Origin of the sequence: Micrococcus sp. NPDC078436, from assembly GCF_040702705.1 — a bacterium.
GTDB lineage: Bacteria > Actinomycetota > Actinomycetes > Actinomycetales > Micrococcaceae > Micrococcus.
Map to the genome: position 1 here is coordinate 40,886 of NZ_JBFBLX010000008.1, position 16,524 is coordinate 57,409.

Here is a 16,524-nt window from a genome sequence, read left to right on the forward strand (position 1 = left end):
CCGCCCGAGAGGAGCGGGGGCCGCGATCGATGCGGGTCGGTGCGTCTCAGCCGTGGCCGGAGGGGCGTCCGCCGTACTGGGGCCCGGTGTGCGAGCCAGGGTCCAGGCTGATGCTGACGAGGGGCTTCGAGGTGGGGACGGCGGGAGAGTCGTCCGCCTCCTCGGTGAGGGAGAGCGCGGCGAACCGGTCCAGGCCGCGGAACGCCAGCGGGTCCCCGAAGTCGCCGGAGCCGTACTGCCCGAGCGAGGAGGGGGCCGAGCCGTCCTTCGGGTAGAGCCACACCTGGTAGGCCCTGCCCTCGGGAAGCCGGGGCATGCCGTTGACGGTGACGAACCCGCTGTTCTGATCCGTGGAGAGGAACGCCTGGAGCGTCCCGCCCTGGCGCCCCGGATACGTGGATGTGGTGTAGAGGTCCTGGGCCGACTCCACACGGTGCACGATCCCGGGACGGGAGAACTGGTCCCAGGCCACCCACGCGCCCGCGGCCACCACGAGCAGCGTCAGGAGGGTCAGCAGCGCGATCTTCAGCGGTCGCCGCCGGTCCCGGGGCGGACGGACGGGCCTGCCGGCCGCGTCCTCCGCCGCCGGAGCGGGCAGGCGGTGGAGCAGGTCGTCCAGCAGGGCCGAGGGCGGCTCCGCCACGACGCCGCGGAAGGCCCATGTCACGGCGCGGCGGGCGCCGTCCACGCGTGATCGCCACACCGCCAGGTCACCGCCGCCGCGGCGGCGCACGGCGTCGACGGCCGCGGCGTGGTCCTCGGGGCTCAGGGCATGGAGGGCGGCCAGGTCCGCCAGTTGGGCGCCGCGGCCGGCTTCGAGGTCCTCGGCGGTGGTGGCGCCGAGGGGGACGTCGGTCGTGCGGGCCGCGTCCGCGTCGGCGGGCTGGTCGAGTCCGCGGGCCAGCGTGCGGTGCGCGGCTGTGAGCTGGCGGACGCCGGTGCGCACCAGGGTGCGGGCCGTGTCGCGCGGAAGGCCCAGTCGCTCGGCGAGCTGGGCGTCGGTCAGGCCGCCGAGCCACGCACCGCGGACGGCCTCGAAGGCGGCGGGATCGACCCGCCCGCTGAGGTCCTCCGGAGGTGCGTGCCGGTCGGAGGCGGCCGGCCCGGCGCCGTCGGGGAGGCGGCCCCGACCGGGCTCCGCCTCCTCTCGCAGCAGTCCGGTCATGACACGGTGGGCCAGCACCTCCAGCCACGCGAACACGAGGCGCTCGCGGTGAGCGGCGTCGTCCTTCTCGCTCAGGTCCAGCTCGGCCTCGGGGGCCGCCTCCCACGCGGCGAGGTAGGTCTGCAGCGTCGCCTCGGCCGCGTCCCGCGGGGAGCGGAACATGGCCGCCGCCATCCCGTGCACCCACGGCACGGTCGCGTCGTAGAACGCGGAGAAGGACGCGCGGTCCCCCCGGGCGCTCTGACGCAGCAGGGCGTCCACCGTGAGCGGGTCGGAGGGCGAGCGCCCGCCCTCCTCCTCGAGCGCGGGGGCGGGGGTCTCGTGCGCGTCAGTCGTGTCCATGGTGACCTCAGTGTAGGGAATCGCCGTCCGGGGCCGCGGAGCCCGCGAAGCCGTGCTGCCGCCACGCCTCGAACACGGCGACCGAGACGGCGTTGGCCAGGTTCAGGGAGCGCCGGGACGGCTGCATCGGCAGGCGGACCGCGGCGGTGACCCGCGGGTGGGCCAGCACCTCCGCGTCGAGTCCGGTGGACTCGCGCCCGAACATCAGCACGTCCCCCGCCTCGTAGGCCACCTCGTCGTGGCGCACGCCGCCCCGGGCCGTGAACGCGAAGACCCGCGCGGGGCCCAGCGCGGCGAACGCCGCCTCGAGGTCCGGGTGCACGGTCACGACGGCGAGGTCGTGGTAGTCCAGGCCCGCCCTGCGCAGGTGGGCGTCCTCGAAGCCGAAGCCGAGCGGCTCCACGAGGTGGAGCTCCGCACCCGTGATGGCGGCGAGCCGGATCGCGTTGCCCGTGTTGCCGGGGATCTCCGGGGAGTGCAGGAGGATCCGGAACCCGGGCGTGCCGGGGGCGGGGCCCCGCTCCGCTGCGGCGTGGGGGTTGAGGGGCGCGGATGCGGGGAGATCGGGCACCCGCCCATGGTAGTGCCGGGCCCGGTCAGTGCAGCCGGGCGACGAGCGCGCCGAGGACCCGGCGGTCCACGAGGTCGCGGTGCTCGCCCGAGCCGAGGAAGAGCAGCAGGTCCCGCAGGAACGTCTTGCCCGCGGCCGGCGGCTCGGTGAGGAGGTCCTCCTGCGCGGCGGGGTCGTCCGCGCCGCGGGCGTGCCGGATCACGGGCGTGTGCATGGCGTCCCGGTCCGTCATGACGAGCACGAAGCCGCCCACGGTGACGTGCGGCAGGGCGTGCTGCCACGCCATCATGGCCGGCCTCAGCAGCGGCGGCGCGACGGGGCGGGTCCCGGCCCGCAGGTCCGTGCCGTCCCACGTGTAGACGCCGTCCGGCACCTGGACCGATCCGATCAGCGCCAGGCGGTGCCCGCAGAGCACCGCGTGGTCCACGTCCAGGGGCCGGCCCCAGCGGCCGGCCAGGCGCAGGCCCGTCAGGATGCGCGCGGCCGGCAGCGCGTCGAGGACGTGGCGCATCAGCAGGTCCAGGGTCCGGGCCTGACGCAGCACGCGGTGCTCGTCCGGCAGGAGGCCCCGGGGCCGGGGCGCGCCGTGCACGCGCTGGCTCGATCGGGCCAGGTCCAGCACGGCCAGGTCCGCGGACGCCTCGCCCGGCGGCGGGTCGTAGCGGACGGGCGTCGTGCCGGGCCGTTCGGCCGCGCGCGCAGACGGCGCTCCCGCCCCCGGCCCGGCGGCGCCCCGCGCGGGGTCCGTCGGGAGGGACAGGTCATACCGCCGGCGGGCCTCGGGGTCCCCCAGGGTCTCCCATGCCCTCGTGAGCGCGCGGAAGGCCGCGGGGTCCCCGCCGACGTCGGGATGGGCCTGCCGGGCCGCGCGGCGGTAGGCGCGGCGGACCGCCTCCTCCGTGGCGGCCCGGGGCACGCCCAGGACCTCATACGCGGTGCGGTGGTCCCCGTCGTCGTGCGGCATCGCACCATTGTGTCGCACGCCTCGCGCCGGGAATCGCGGGAGTGCTCCGCGTGGCGCCCCACGCGGGTGTAGATTCCCGGCTCGTGCCCATGCCCTCAGCGCCACGCATGCCCGGCCGTCCGCGGCTACGTCCCGTGCAGGCGCTCGTCCTGTCCTTCCTCGTCGTGATCGCGCTCGGCACCGTCGCCCTGCGGCTGCCCGCGTCCTATGCCGGCCGCGCGCCCACGCTCCTCGAGGCGGCCTTCACCGCCACGAGCGCCACCACGGTGACGGGCCTCGGCGTGGTGGACACCGAGACGTTCTGGACGGGGTTCGGCCAGGTCGTCATCCTGTGCCTGATCAAGCTCGGCGGCCTCGGCGTGATGACGTTCGCCTCCCTGATGGGCCTGCTGGTGATGCGTCGCCTCGGGCTGACCCAGCGGCTGGACGCGGCCGCCTCCTCGCGCACCTCCGGGATCGGAGACCTGCCCGGCGTGCTGCGCCTTCTCGTGACGGTCTCCGCGGCGGTGGAGCTGAGCGTGGCGGCGTGCCTGACCCTGCGGTTCTGGCTCGGCCACGGCCTGCCGCTGCCCACCGCGGCGTGGCACGGGCTCTTCCACGCCGTCTCCGCCTTCAACAACGCCGGCTTCGCCCTGCACTCGGCGAACCTCATGGACTTCGTGGCCGATCCGTTCGTGTGCCTGCCGATCGCCGCCGCGATCATCGCCGGCGGCCTGGGCCTGCCCGTGTACGTCACGTTCGTCCGGCACTTCCGCAGGCCAAGCCGCTGGCCGCTCACGGCGCGCATCGTGGTGGTCGGCACCGTGGCGCTGCTGGCCGCGGGCACCGCGATGTACCTCGTGATGGAGTGGAACAACCCGCGCACGCTGGGTGCCCTGGACCCGGCCCCCCGCGTCCTCGCCGCGTTCTTCCAGTCGGTCACCACCCGCACCGCCGGCTTCAACACCCTCGACTACGGGCAGATGCACCCCGTCACCCTCATGGCCACGGACCTGCTGATGTTCATCGGCGCCGGCCCGGCCGGCACGGCGAGCGGCGTGAAGATCACGACGGCCGTGGTGCTGGGCGCCGTCGTCGTCACCGAGCTGCGCGGCGACGCGGCCGTGAACGTGATGGGCCGCCGCCTGTCCCGCTCGACGCACCGCGAGGCGATCACGGTCATCATGCTCTCGGCCGCCGCGGTCATCACGGGGACGGTCCTGCTCATGGGCATGACGTCCTTCACCACCGACCAGGTGCTCTTCGAATGCGTCTCCGCGTTCGCCACCGTGGGGCTGTCCACCGGCATCACCGCCCAGCTTCCGCCGCTGGCGCAGCTGGTGCTCATGGTGCTCATGTTCGTGGGGCGCATCGGCCCGGCCACCGTGGCCGGCGCCCTGGCCCTCAAGACCCGCACGCGCCACTACGAACTCCCGAAAGAGAGGCCCCTGATTGGCTGATCCGCTCCGCTCCCTGTTCTCGGCCAAGCCGTCCACCGGCGCCCTGGGCTCCACCGTGGTGGTACTCGGCCTCGGCCGCTTCGGCGCCTCCGTCGCCCTCGAGCTCATGGCCTCCGGCCGTGACGTGCTGGGCATCGACCACGACCCGGCCGTCGTCCAGTCCCTCAACGGCCGGCTCACCTACGTGGTGCGCGCCGACACCACAGACGAGGAGGTCATGCGCGAGCTGTCCGTGCACGAGGCCGACCACGTGGTGGTGGCGATCGGCGGCGACCTCGCGGGGTCCGTGCTGACGACCTCGCTGATGCTGCGCTTCGGCGTCACGCATCTGTGGGCCAAGGCCAACGACCCCCGGCACGGCGCGATCCTCCAGCAGCTGGGCGTGGCCCACGTGGTCCACCCCGAGCGGGACATGGGCCGCCGCGTGGCCCACCTCGTGCTCAACGCCCTCGACGACTTCGTGGAGGTCGAGCCCGGCTTCGCGATCGTGCGCACGTCCGCGCCTCAGCGCCACCTCGGGCAGGACCTGCGCTCGGCCGGGTTGGCGGGGGAGACCGGGGTGCGCGTCGTCGCCCTGCGCAGCGGCGACGGATGGGCGTACCCGCCCGGCCATCACGTGCTCGTGCCCGAGGACACGCTGCTCGTGGCCGGCCCCACGCGCGCCGTGGAGGCCTTCGCGGCGCTGCGCTGAGGGGCGGCGGCGTCCGTGCCCGCGCTCCGTAGACTCGCCCCGTGCCCACGCCCCGACGCGTCTACCTGGACCACGCCGCGACGACCCCGGCGCGGCCCGCGGCGCTCGCGGCGTTCGCCGGCGCGGCCGGGGAGGTGGGCAACCCCGCCTCGCTGCACACCACGGGCCGCCGCGCCAAGCTGGGGCTCGAGGAGTCCCGCGAGCGCATCGCGGCCGCCGTCGGGGCGCACCCGTCCGAGGTGGTGCTGACCTCCGGGGGCACGGAGGCGGACAACCTCGCCGTCCAGGGGCTCTTCCGCGCGCGCCGCGCGGCGGACCGGGGCCGCACGCGGATCGTGCACACCGGGATCGAGCACCACGCCGTCCTGGACACGGTCGACTGGCTCGTGGCCCATGAGGGCGCCGAGTCCGTGCTCGTCCCGGTGGACGACGACGGCGCCGTCGACCTCGGCGCGTGGGCGGCGGCCCTCGCGGAGGCGCCGCACCGCACGGCACTGGCGACGCTGATGTGGGCGAACAACGAGATCGGCACGGTGCAGCCCGTGGCGGAGGCGGCACGGATCGCGGCGCAGCACGGGGTGCCTATGCACACCGACGCGGTGCAGGCCGTGGGCGCGGTGCCCGTGGACTTCGCAGGGTCCGGGCCGGCGACGCTCGCCCTGTCGGGGCACAAGCTCGGCGCGCCCGTCGGCGTGGGGGCGCTGCTCGTGCGGCGGGACGTGTCGCTCGAGCCGGTGGCGCACGGCGGAGGGCAGGAACGGCGCCTGCGCTCCGGGACGGTGTCGGCGGCGCTGGCGGCGGCGCTGGCGGCCGCCGTCGAGGAGGCGGTGGCCGAGCAGTCGGGCGAGGCCGAGCGCCTCGGTGCGCTGCGGGACGAGGTGATCGCCGCCGTCGACGCGGTGGGGGGCGTGACGCTCACCGGGCCGCGCGATGTGGACCCGGCCACGGGGGAGCGGCTGCCCGCCGGGACACGGCGGCTGCCGGGGAACGTGCATGTCACCGTGCCGGGGAAGAGCGCGGATGCGCTGCTGTTCGGCTTCGACATGGCCGGGCTGGACACGTCCTCCGGCTCGGCGTGCACGGCCGGCGTCGCCGAGCCGTCCCACGTGGTGCTCGCGCTGCCGGGGCGGACCGAGGCGGATGCGCGGGCGACGCAGCGGTTCACGCTGGGGCACACGAGCACGGCGGAGGACGTGGCGGCGCTCGTGGGGGCGCTGGGGCGGCTGCGTCCTTCCGGACGGTGAGCAGTCGATGAAGCCCCGCGTCCTGGGGGCGCTGAGGTGATCGTCTGCCCTGGGGTCGCGTGAGCGCGCGGCAGATGGAGGGGACATGCCGACGGGGACGGCGCCGAGTGCAGAGGCGTCCCTGTCGTCACTGAGCGGCTGGGACGCTCTTCTGGTGGGGGTTGGGCCTCTCTGCGGTGCTGGTGGCTGCGCTCCTGATCCCCCCCGCGCCTTCGCGGCAGGAGGACCCATCGGGCGGCGGCGACCATGCACGGTCTTGGGGCCGGCTCGGTAGACTGTCCAGCCCTGCTCCCCGTCGAAAGGCATCCCCATGAAGGTCCTCGCCGCCATGTCCGGGGGAGTGGACTCGGCCGTGGCCGCCGCGCGGGCGGTGGACGCCGGTCACGACGTCGTCGGGGTGCACCTGGCGCTGTCTCGCATGCCGGGCCTGCTGCGGACCGGCTCGCGGGGCTGCTGCACCATCGAGGACGCGCAGGACGCGTGGCGCGCGTGCGAGCGGCTCGGCATCCCCTTCTACACGTGGGACTTCTCCGAGCGGTTCCAGGAGGACGTGGTGGACGACTTCGTGGCCGAGTACGCCGCGGGCCGCACGCCCAACCCGTGCCTGCGCTGCAACGAGAAGATCAAGTTCGCAGCCCTGCTCGAGCGTGCCCTCGAGCTCGGCTTCGACGCCGTCTGCACGGGCCACTACGCCGCCGTGCGCCCCGGCGCGGACGGGGCGCTCGAGCTCCACCGCGCCGCCGACGACGCGAAGGACCAGTCCTATGTCCTCGGCGTGCTGACCGCGGACCAGGTGGCCCACTGCCTCTTCCCGCTGGCGGACACCCCGTCCAAGGCGCTCGTGCGCGCCGAGGCGGCCGAGCGCGGCCTCACGGTCGCCCAGAAGCCGGACTCCCACGACATCTGCTTCATCCCTGACGGGGACACGCGCGGCTGGCTCGCCGAGCGCATCGAGCTCGAGCCCGGCCCCATCGTCGGCCCCGACGGCGAGCGCCTCGGCACCCACGCCGGCGCCCAGGCCTACACCGTGGGCCAGCGCAAGGGGCTGGCCATCGGCCGCCCGGCCGCCGACGGCCGGCCCCGCTTCGTCCTGGAGGTGCGCCCGAAGGACAACACGGTGGTGGTCGGCGGCCGCGACCTGCTGGACGTGGACCGCATCACCGGCATCCGCCCGACGTGGGCGGGGTCGCCGCTGCCGGAGGCCGCCGCCGGGCACTGGTTCGACTGCGAGCTGCAGTTCCGCGCCCACGGCGAGATCGTCCCGGCCCGCGCCCGCCAGGCTGCCGGCGACGACGGCGCCCCCCGTTGGGAGATCGAGCCCGCCGCGGCACTGCGCGGGGTCGCCCCCGGACAGTCCGCCGTGCTCTACCGGGGCACGCGCGTGCTCGGCCAGGCCACCATCGACGCCGCGCGCAACGCCCGCCTCGCCGCTCCCGCGGGTGCGTAGTCTTCCCGTCATGAGCGCCGACTACGACCCGCATGCCAGCTCCCTCGACGCGTCCACCGACCCGGCCGTCCTCGACGAGCTCTTCGCGATCCGCGGAAGCATCGACAACATCGACGCCTCGCTCGTCTACCTCCTCGCCGAGCGCTTCAAGTTCACGCAGCGCGTCGGCCGGCTGAAGGCCGAGCATGACCTCCCTCCCTCGGATCCGGGACGAGAGGCCGCGCAGATCGAGCGCCTCCAGCGCCTCGCCCACGACGCCGAGCTCGAGCCCGCGTTCGCCCAGAAGTTCCTGAACTTCGTCATCGCCGAGGTCATCCGTCACCACCGCGCCATCGCGGCGGGCGAGGACGTCGGCCCCCGCACCGGAACGGTCCCCGTGGTCCGGCAGGACGCCGCCCGTGATGCTGACGGAGGGGCCCGTGCCTGAGCCGGTCGCCACTGAGCCACCGTCGGCGACGTCGGTGCGCGCCCTCGGCGGGTCCCCGTGGTCCGGGTCCGATGCCGCGGAGGCCCACCGCGCGACCCACGGGGAGCTCGAGGGCCAGCACTGGCCCCTGCTCCCCGAGCTGCCGGACCGCGGCCCCGGCGCGGACGACGTGGGACGCTCGGCCGCCCTCCTGCACGAGCTCCCCGTGGACCTGCAGCCCCACGGCTGGCGGGTGAGCCCGCCCGGTGTCGTCGGCTCCGGCATGGACCGGCGGCGGGCGGCGTCCTTCTGGCGCGAGGACGCCCACCGCTGGGCAGACACGGCCGGCGCCGAGGGGGTCTCCACCGAGCGCCTCGCGGTGCGCGTGCGCGGGCCGCTGAGTCTGCTCGGGGCGCTGTGGCTGCCCGGCGGTGAACGCGTGCTCATCGACGCCGGTGCGCGCCGCGACGTCGCCGAGTCCTACCGGGAAGGGCTCATCGAGGCGCTCGGGCGCCTGCGGGAGACCGCCGGGGCGCGCCGCCTCGGCGTCGTGCTGGACGAGCCGTGGGCCGCCGCGGTGCTCGCCGGAGCCCTGCCCACCGCGAGCGGATACCGCACCGTGCGCTCGATGCCCCGGGACGAGGCGCGGCACGTGTGGCGCGAGCTGCTCACCGGGCTCATGGCGCGCGGGGGGATCGAGGATGCGTGGCTCGCTCCGGGCCGGGCGGGCGTGGGGTCCGAGGACGGCGCGCCGGACCATGCCGCGCTGGCTGCGCTAGCGGCCGAGGCGCTCCCGGACGCGCCGCCCCCGTCGGAGTCGGGGACGACGCGGCAGCCGGTGTCCCTCGTGCTCCCCGTGGGCGCGCTCGAGGGGCCGGGCGCCACGCCTGAGGAGTGGGGCGTCGTCGCGGGCTGGGCCGACGCCGGCCGCCGCGTCACCCTGCGCACCGCCGAGCGGCCCGAGACGATCGTCCGGACGTGGGACCGGATGGGCATGGACCCCGCCCTGCTGCGCCGCGTGACGCTGACGGTCGGCGGGCGGCACGACGCAGCCGTGCTGCGCCGGCTGCGCACCGACGCCGAGGAGCTCGACGCGCGGGTCGGCGAGCTCCTCGGCTGAGACGCCGGGTGTCCCGGGGTTCAGGGGAGGTGGGTGATGTCCTCCCCGTTCGGTCCCCTGTGGTCGTCGATGTGCACCTGGGCCCTCGGGGCCTCGTCGACGATCGAGAGCCGGGTGGTCGACTCCGAGACGACCTCCGTCGTCCCGAACTCCCCGACGCCGAATCCGACGAGATCGCGCTCGCCGATCACCTGCCCCGTGGTCGGGTCCAGCACCATCTGCTCGACGGCCCCCATCCGCAGGACTTCGGCGCGGCTCACGCCGACGCCCGTGCGCCCATCGGACAGCGTGACCGCCTCCTCCACCCGGACCCCGGGTGCCTGGGCCAGGGCCGCGACGAGGCCTCGACGCAGGTCGGCGGGGAGGCCGGGCTCGCGCAGCGTGTCGGTCAGCTGCACGAACAGGTTCTCGTCCCTCGAGGCGGAGCCGCCGTGATACCGGTCCCGGAAGAACCGGATCAGCTGGTCGGGATCCCGGGGCACGTCCTCGAGAGTGTCGACCTCGAGCCTCTGCGGCAGGCTGCCCGGCCCCATCGCGTCCGCCCGGTAGGAGGTCGAGGGCTCCTGGGAGAGCACGCTGCCGTCCGCCGCGAGCGTCGGATCGGGCACGTCGACGGCGTCGCGGCCCGGGTCGGCCGGGAGGTAGCGGGCCCGGCCGTAGGAGAGCGCCTCCTGCACTCCGCCCGGCCCCGACATCGCCTTCTGGGTGCGGCGGTAGTCCACTCGGATGTACTGGCCCGACCCGGGGACCAGGTCGTCGGTGAACCGGATCCCCGCGGCCGTGTCGGTGAGGACCTGGCTCGCCTCCGCCTCCGCGACGGCACCCGGCACCACGCCGAGGCCCGTGACGACGACGGCGCCGACGGCGGCCGCGGCGAGCCACCGCTGAGCGCGGGGACGGCGCGAGGAGTCGGTCTCCGAGGCCTGGAGGACCGCCTCGGACGAGGCGTCCTCCAGGATGCGCTCCCGCAGCGCCGCGACCCGATCGGGGGAGGGGGAGCGGTCTGCGCGGCCGAGCAGTGCGGAGTCGAGGGCGGGGCCGAGCGCGTCGGCAGGGGGCTGGTGACGGGTGCTCACGGACATGAGGCGGTCCTCTCGGTGAGGGTGGGCGACGCGGGGCGGGTGACGATGCGAGGCGTGTCGGAACGGCGGGCAGGGACGGGGCCGGCGGCCGGCACCGAGGGGAGGGCGGTGACGGGGGCGTCCGGTGCGGTGTCCTCGAGGGCCCGGCGCAGGCTGCGCCGGGCCCGGTTCAGCCGTGACTTCACGGTGCCGACGGGACAGCCGAGCACCTCGGCCGCAGCGGCCATCGGGTGGTCCTCCAGCACGCAGAGGGTCAGGACGTCCTGGGCGATCGGGTCGAGCCGCGCGAACGCCCGCCGGACGGTGTCGGCGCGCCGCTCGGCGTCGACGAGCTCGGCGACGTCGTCCGCGTGGTCGGGGGCCGACGTCGCGCTGCGGCGGCGCAGCCGCTCCATGGCACGGCTGCCGCGCACGGCGGAGCGGGCACGATTGCGCTGGACGTTGTTGGCGGCGGCGAGGAGCCAGGGGAGGACGGATCCGTCCACGACGCTCACGTCCTCCCGGCGACGCCATGCCTCCAGGAATACGGCGGCCACGAGGTCGTCGGCGTCGTGCGGCGTGACCGTCCAGCGCCGGGCGTGACGGTGCACTCGCGCCTGATGGCGATCGAAGACGGCGGCGAAGGCGCCGGCGTCGTCGCCCCGCACGCGGGCCCAGAGGGCGACGTCGCCGAGGTCCGTCAGCGGCGGAGTCGAGGAGGTGTCCATGCCCCATCATGTCCGCAGGCGGCGCAGGGTTCCCACCGGGGTCGGCCGTCGTCACGAATCGGTGACGTTCCGGGCCGCGGTGACGGCCGAGGGCGCCCGGCGTCCGCCCGGGGCGCTACGATCCGAAGTGTCGGGGACGCCCGGACGTGACGCGGACGAGGAGGAACGATGAGCAGGGCCAAGATCCTGGTGGTGGACGACGACGAGGCGCTCGCGGAGATGATCGGCATCGTCCTGACCAACGACGGCTTCGAGCCCGCGTTCGCCGCCGACGGCACGTCCGCTCTGCCGACGTTCCGCGCCGAGCGCCCGGACCTCGTGCTGCTGGACCTCATGCTGCCCGGCATCGACGGGATCGAGGTCTGCAAGCTGATCCGCGCCGAGTCGGACGTGCCGATCGTGATGCTCACGGCCAAGTCCGACACCGCGGACGTGGTCCGCGGGCTGGAGTCCGGCGCGGACGACTACGTGCCCAAGCCCTTCAAGCCGGCCGAGCTCGTGGCCCGGGTGCGCGCGCGCCTGCGCGAGGGCGAGACCCGCCCCGCGGAGCTGCTGCGCATCGGGGACGTGGAGATCGACGTGGCCGGCCACCAGGTCACCCGCGGCGGCACCGCCCTCTCGCTCACGCCCCTTGAGTTCGACCTCCTCGTGGCGCTGGCCCGCAAGCCGCGTCAGGCCTTCACGCGCGAGATGCTGCTCGAGGAGGTCTGGGGCTACCGTCATCAGGCGGACACCCGCCTCGTCAACGTCCACGTCCAGCGCCTGCGCTCGAAGGTGGAGCGTGACCCCGAGAACCCGTCCGTGGTGCTGACCGTCCGCGGCGTGGGGTACAAGGCGGGCCAGTCCTGACGCGCGCGTGGACGGCACTGCGCCACCGCTGGGCCCAGTCCCTCCGGCTGCGCAGCGCTGTGCTCGCCGCCCTGCTGACACTCGTGGCCGGCCTGGCCCTCTCCGGGCTCCTCACGCAGCAGATCACCCAGGCCCTCTTCCAGTCCCGGTACCAGCAGGTGGAGGCCGAGGCCCGGCGCGGTCTGAGCCGGGTGCACGAGACTTTCGCGGGCTCCACCGCCTCGGACGACCAGAGCACGGACGCGCTCGTGAGCCAGACGCTGCGTGCGCTCGAGGGGGACACCGGCACCACGATCCGCCGTCGCTTCCACCTGACGCCGCTGCCCGAGTCCGAGTCCGCCTATGTCGGCACCATCTCCTCCGCGCAGTTCGATCCGTCCGTGATCCCGGAGGACCTGCAACGGGCCGTGGCCCAGGGCCCCGGGGTGTACGACGCGAGCATCTCCCTGCCCGACGCCGCCGGCGTCCCGCGGCCCGCGCTCGCCTTCGGCACCCAGGTGGTGCTGCCCCCGGGGGCCGGCTACGCGCTGTACCTCGTCTACGACCTCTCCGACGTCCAGGAGTCCCTCGACTCCGTGCTGCGGGTCCTGCTCGTGTTCGGCGCGGGCTTCATCGTCCTCAACGTGGTGCTGTCCACGTGGTCGGCGGGCCGTCTCGTTCGCCCGGTCCAGGAGGCCGCCAGCGCCGCCGAGGCGATCTCCGGCGGGAACCTGGCCGTGCGGATGCCCGTGCGCGGCGAGGACGAGCTGGCCCGTCTGGGGACCTCGTTCAACCGGATGGCGGACAGCATCCAGGATCAGATCACCCAGCTGGCCCAGCTCTCCCAGATGCAGCAGCGGTTCGTCTCCGACGTCTCCCACGAGCTGCGCACCCCGCTCACCACGGTGCGGATGGCCGCCGACGTGCTCTACGGCTCCCGCGAGGACTTCGACCCCGTGAACCGACGCTCCACCGAGCTGCTGCACCACCAGGTGGACCGCTTCCAGGCCATGCTCGCGGACCTGCTGGAGATCACCCGCTTCGACGCCGGCGCGGCCTCGCTCGCGCTCGAGCGCACCGACCTGCTGGAGCTGGCGCGTGACGTGGTGCTCACCGCCCAGCCCCTCGCCGAGCAGGCGGAGGTGCCCGTCTACCTCGTGCCGCTCGGCCGGGCGGAGGGGCAGACCTTCGAGGCCCAGGTGGACCCTCGACGCATCGAGCGGATCCTGCGCAACCTCGTCAACAACGCGATCGAGCACGCGGACGGCGCGCCCGTCGACGTCGTGGTGGGCGCCGACGTCGAGGTGGTCACGGTGGCGGTCGTGGACCACGGCGTCGGGATGAGCCCCGAGCAGGTCCAGCGCGTGTTCGACCGCTTCTGGCGGGCCGACCCGTCGCGCAAGCGCACGACGGGCGGCTCCGGTCTGGGCCTCTCCATCGCGACGGAGGACACCCGGCTGCACGGCGGCCGCCTCGAGGCGTGGGGCGAGCTGGGCGTGGGAGCATGCTTCATGCTCTCCCTGCCCCGCCGGCGGTCCGCCACCCCGGCCGGGATGGAGGCGCCCGAGCCGCTCGTGCGCGCCGCGATGAGCACCCCGCCCCAGTACTCCGAGTCCGGCCGGCGGCGCGCCGACGACCTGGACCGCCCGCTGCCCGAGACGCGCTGGAACGCCGTGATCGCCGCGGCGGCCGCGGACGGCCGGAGTCCGGGGGGCGACCCCTCGGGGGCCGGATCCCACCCGATCCCCGCCCCGCCCCTGTCCGAGGAGGAATCGTGAGCGATCCACATCGAGCCGAGCCGCGCCGCCGAGCCCCGCTCCGCCCGCCCACCTCCCGCGGGCGGCGCACGGCCGCCCTGTCCGCGACCCTCGCGGCCTGCCTGGTGCTGGCGGGCTGCACGCAGATCCCCCAGTCCTCCCCGGTGCGCACCGGAGAGCCCCTCGCGGACAACCGTGCCTCCGCCGACACCCCGCAGTTCCGTCCGCCCGGCCCCGCCGACGGGGCGGACGCCGAGGAGGTGATCCGCGGGTTCATCCTGGCGGGCACGAGCCCGCAGGACGACTACGAGATCGCCCGCGAGCACCTCACCGGTCCCGCCACGCGGCAGTGGAACCCGGCCCAGCGCACGGTCGTCTACTCGGCGCAGCCCACCATCACGCGGGTGGCCGAGGACTCCTACCAGATCCAGGTGGAGGTGGACTCCGAGGTGGACGAGTACGGGCTGCGCACCATGGCCCCGCCCGGCAGCACACGCGCCTGGGAGATCACCCTCGACGAGACCGAGCAGGGCCCGCGGATCTCGGCGGTCGACGACGGCACACTGCTCTCCCTCTCCCAGTTCACCCAGGTCTACGCTCCGCACGACCTGGTGTTCTTCGACCAGACCATGACCTACGCCGTCGCGGACGTGCGGTGGTTCGTCAATCGCGGGACCACGGTGACGGCCGCGACGCGCGCGCTGCTCCACGGCCCCGCGCCCTACCTCACGGGGGCCACGGTGTCCGCGTTCCCCGTGCGCTCCGGGACCGACCTGACCCACCCCGCGGTCCCCGTGGACGAAGCCGGCGTGGCCCGCGTGGACCTCGTGGACGCCGCCGTCGAGGGCGCGGACGCGGAGGCGCGCTACCGCATGGAGGAGCAGCTGCGGCTCACGCTCACGGGCCTGGCCTCCGTGAACCGGGTGGAGGTCTCGGTGGAGGGCGCCCCCCTGGCCTCGAGCGGCGGCGACGCCACCCCCGTCCCGGTCCAGGTCGACCCGCCCGCCGAGTCGGTGCAGGTGGGCGTCGCCCCCTCCACCGGCGGACTCGCGTTCTTCCAGGGTCTGAGCGTGACGCCCGTGGGCGGGGTCCCGAACGTCGCCGACCTGCACCCCGCGGTCCCCGCGATGAGCCGTGACCGCACCCGGTTCGCGTTCCTCACTCAGGACCGGACCTCCCTCTACCTCGCCACCGCGGAGGGCAGGCTGGAGCAGGCCGTGAGGGGCACCGGCCTGACCCCGCCGAGCATCGACGCGCTCGGCTGGGCCTGGACGGTCGACGCCGGCGGGTCCGCCCGGATCCAGGCGAGCCCCCTCGAGCCCGAAGGAGACGGCTCCGGGCGCGTGGTCACCGCCCCGTGGCTGGAGGACGGCGAGAGCATCGTCGCCCTGCGGATCTCCCGCGGCGGCGCCCGGGCCGCGCTCGTGGTGGACGACGGCGAGCGGCGCACCGTGCGGGTGGCCGGCGTCGTGCGAGGCTCCGACGGCGTGCCCGCCTCCCTGACCGAGCCGCTGCTGCTGCCGAGCCAGGAGGATCCGGACCTGGTGGAGTGGGTGGGGGACACCAGCCTGATCGCCAGCGCGACAGCCGGGGACGAGGACGACCGGGTGACCCCGGAGATCATCGACCTCGACGGCACGACGCGTCAGCTCAACCCGCTCTCCGGGCTCACCGGCGTCTCGGCCGGGGACCGCGGCACGCTGTACGCCGAGACGCGGGACACCGTGTTCATGCTGGTCGGGTCCTCGTGGCGGGCACAGGAGCTCAGCCGGCCCGTGCGCGATCTGGCCTTCCCCGGCTGAGCCGCGAGGCCCCTGCACAGGAGTCACCGGGGGCGCCCTCGTCCCCAGCGGGGGCACGCGCGGGGGCGGGCCGTCCACGGCGGTGCTTGCCTGGTCCCATGCGGGGGAGTGAGAGCCGGCACGGGAGCGGTGCCGGAGGAGTCGGCGCGATCGTCGAGGGGCTGGTGGACCTGGTCCTGCCCGCGGAGTGCGTCGTGTGCGGGGAGCCGGCCACCCGGCTGTGCCCGGCGTGCCGCCGTGACCTGGAGGCGGCGCTCGCGCGGCCGCGGCGCGTGGAGGAGGGGGCGCTGGCGCTCCCGCTCGGCCCCGGCGGCGCACCCCTGCCCGTGATGGCCGCCGGGGTGTACGAGCCGCCGTTGTCCACCGCGCTCCTGGCCTTCAAGGACCACCACGCCCTGCACCTGCGTGCGCCGCTGGGGGAGGCCCTCGCCCTGGCCGCGGCGGCCCTGCGGTGCGACCCCGGCGTGCCGGACGCCGCTGCCGCCCTCCTCCTCCCCGTGCCGGGCAGCGCGGCCGGATTCCGCCGGCGCGGCTACGACCCGGTGGCGGAGCTCGCCCGTGGTCTCCCGCCGGAGTGGGTGCGCTCCGACCTCGTGATGGCGCCCCGGGGCGCGCTCACGGCCCTGCCGAGCTGGGCGGGCGGTGCGCCGCAGCATGCGGGATCCGGCGCCACGCAGCGCCGCCGCCGTTCCCGCCGCTGGCGGCCGATGCCCGGTCGCGTGCCCGCGGGGACGCCGGTGCTCCTGGTGGACGACGTGGTCACCACCGGAGCCACCCTCAGGGCGCTCGCCGCGGCCGCGTGGGAGGCCGGCGCCCGGCCCGTGGGAGCGGTGGTGGTGGCCGGGGTGGAGCCGGGGCGGCGGGGGACCACGACGAGACCTGGACCGTGAGGCGCGTCACGAATCCACTGGAATGCGGGAGCCCCGCGGCGTAGGGTGGCGGGCAAGGAACCGGTTCCC

Annotated in this window: 15 protein-coding genes; 10 read left to right on the forward strand and 5 right to left on the reverse strand. The window is 75.3% G+C overall.

Going from position 1 to position 16,524, the window contains the following annotated elements:
* Positions 1–46: 46 nt before the first annotated feature.
* The 3 genes from AB0302_RS06250 to AB0302_RS06260 all read right to left on the reverse strand — a co-directional run bounded on the left by AB0302_RS06250 (position 47) and on the right by AB0302_RS06260 (position 3,042).
* Entirely contained in the window at positions 47–1,507 is a 1,461-nt protein-coding gene (locus AB0302_RS06250; protein ID WP_366370889.1) for an anti-sigma factor, read from the reverse strand.
* A 7-nt stretch (positions 1,508–1,514) separates the two neighbouring features.
* Positions 1,515–1,994 (reverse strand): tRNA (cytidine(34)-2'-O)-methyltransferase, encoded by a 480-nt coding sequence (locus AB0302_RS06255; protein WP_319076305.1) that lies wholly within the window; start codon positions 1,992–1,994, stop codon positions 1,515–1,517.
* Between the two features lie 109 nt (positions 1,995–2,103).
* Positions 2,104–3,042: a DnaJ domain-containing protein gene (locus tag AB0302_RS06260; protein WP_366370890.1), complete on the reverse strand. Its 939-nt coding sequence runs from the start codon at positions 3,040–3,042 to the stop codon at positions 2,104–2,106.
* A 134-nt stretch (positions 3,043–3,176) separates the two neighbouring features.
* Between AB0302_RS06260 and AB0302_RS06265 the strand changes: the two genes are divergently transcribed.
* The 6 genes from AB0302_RS06265 to AB0302_RS06290 all read left to right on the forward strand — a co-directional run bounded on the left by AB0302_RS06265 (position 3,177) and on the right by AB0302_RS06290 (position 9,389).
* Positions 3,177–4,481: a potassium transporter TrkG gene (locus AB0302_RS06265; protein ID WP_366370891.1), complete on the forward strand. Its 1,305-nt coding sequence runs from the start codon at positions 3,177–3,179 to the stop codon at positions 4,479–4,481.
* Positions 4,474–5,172, forward strand: coding sequence for a TrkA family potassium uptake protein (locus AB0302_RS06270; protein WP_366370892.1), 699 nt, complete (start codon positions 4,474–4,476; stop codon positions 5,170–5,172). Before AB0302_RS06265 ends, AB0302_RS06270 begins: the two co-directional genes overlap by 8 nt.
* A gap of 41 nt (positions 5,173–5,213) precedes the next feature.
* The gene (locus AB0302_RS06275) at positions 5,214–6,416 is read left to right on the forward strand and encodes a cysteine desulfurase family protein (protein WP_366370893.1); all 1,203 of its coding nucleotides are present in this window, start codon (positions 5,214–5,216) and stop codon (positions 6,414–6,416) included.
* 310 nt (positions 6,417–6,726) lie between these two features.
* Positions 6,727–7,863 carry a tRNA 2-thiouridine(34) synthase MnmA gene (mnmA, locus tag AB0302_RS06280; RefSeq protein WP_248117201.1) on the forward strand — a complete coding sequence of 379 codons (1,137 nt, stop codon included), beginning with the start codon at positions 6,727–6,729 and terminating at the stop codon, positions 7,861–7,863.
* 10 nt (positions 7,864–7,873) lie between these two features.
* Entirely contained in the window at positions 7,874–8,290 is a 417-nt protein-coding gene (locus tag AB0302_RS06285) for a chorismate mutase (RefSeq protein ID WP_248117199.1), read from the forward strand.
* A complete protein-coding gene (locus AB0302_RS06290; RefSeq protein WP_366370894.1) occupies positions 8,283–9,389 on the forward strand; it encodes a hypothetical protein in 1,107 nt (368 codons plus the stop codon). Before AB0302_RS06285 ends, AB0302_RS06290 begins: the two co-directional genes overlap by 8 nt.
* Before the next feature lie 20 nt (positions 9,390–9,409).
* Here the strand turns inward: AB0302_RS06290 and AB0302_RS06295 are convergent, their stop codons facing one another.
* Positions 9,410–10,471 (reverse strand): CU044_5270 family protein, encoded by a 1,062-nt coding sequence (locus AB0302_RS06295; RefSeq protein ID WP_366370895.1) that lies wholly within the window; start codon positions 10,469–10,471, stop codon positions 9,410–9,412.
* Positions 10,462–11,178 (reverse strand): RNA polymerase sigma factor, encoded by a 717-nt coding sequence (locus AB0302_RS06300; protein ID WP_366370896.1) that lies wholly within the window; start codon positions 11,176–11,178, stop codon positions 10,462–10,464. Before AB0302_RS06300 ends, AB0302_RS06295 begins: the two co-directional genes overlap by 10 nt.
* 168 nt (positions 11,179–11,346) lie before the next feature.
* Between AB0302_RS06300 and mtrA the strand changes: the two genes are divergently transcribed.
* The 4 genes from mtrA to AB0302_RS06320 all read left to right on the forward strand — a co-directional run bounded on the left by mtrA (position 11,347) and on the right by AB0302_RS06320 (position 16,455).
* Positions 11,347–12,027, forward strand: coding sequence for an MtrAB system response regulator MtrA (gene mtrA / locus AB0302_RS06305; RefSeq protein WP_248117191.1), 681 nt, complete (start codon positions 11,347–11,349; stop codon positions 12,025–12,027).
* A gap of 17 nt (positions 12,028–12,044) precedes the next feature.
* A complete protein-coding gene (mtrB, locus tag AB0302_RS06310) occupies positions 12,045–13,784 on the forward strand; it encodes an MtrAB system histidine kinase MtrB (protein WP_366370918.1) in 1,740 nt (579 codons plus the stop codon).
* Complete coding sequence (locus AB0302_RS06315) at positions 13,781–15,565, forward strand: LpqB family beta-propeller domain-containing protein (protein WP_319076239.1); 1,785 nt, start codon at positions 13,781–13,783, stop codon at positions 15,563–15,565. The genes mtrB and AB0302_RS06315 overlap by 4 nt, the downstream gene beginning before the upstream one ends.
* Positions 15,566–15,663: 98 nt before the next feature.
* The gene (locus AB0302_RS06320; protein ID WP_319076238.1) at positions 15,664–16,455 is read left to right on the forward strand and encodes a ComF family protein; all 792 of its coding nucleotides are present in this window, start codon (positions 15,664–15,666) and stop codon (positions 16,453–16,455) included.
* Positions 16,456–16,524: the final 69 nt, after the last annotated feature.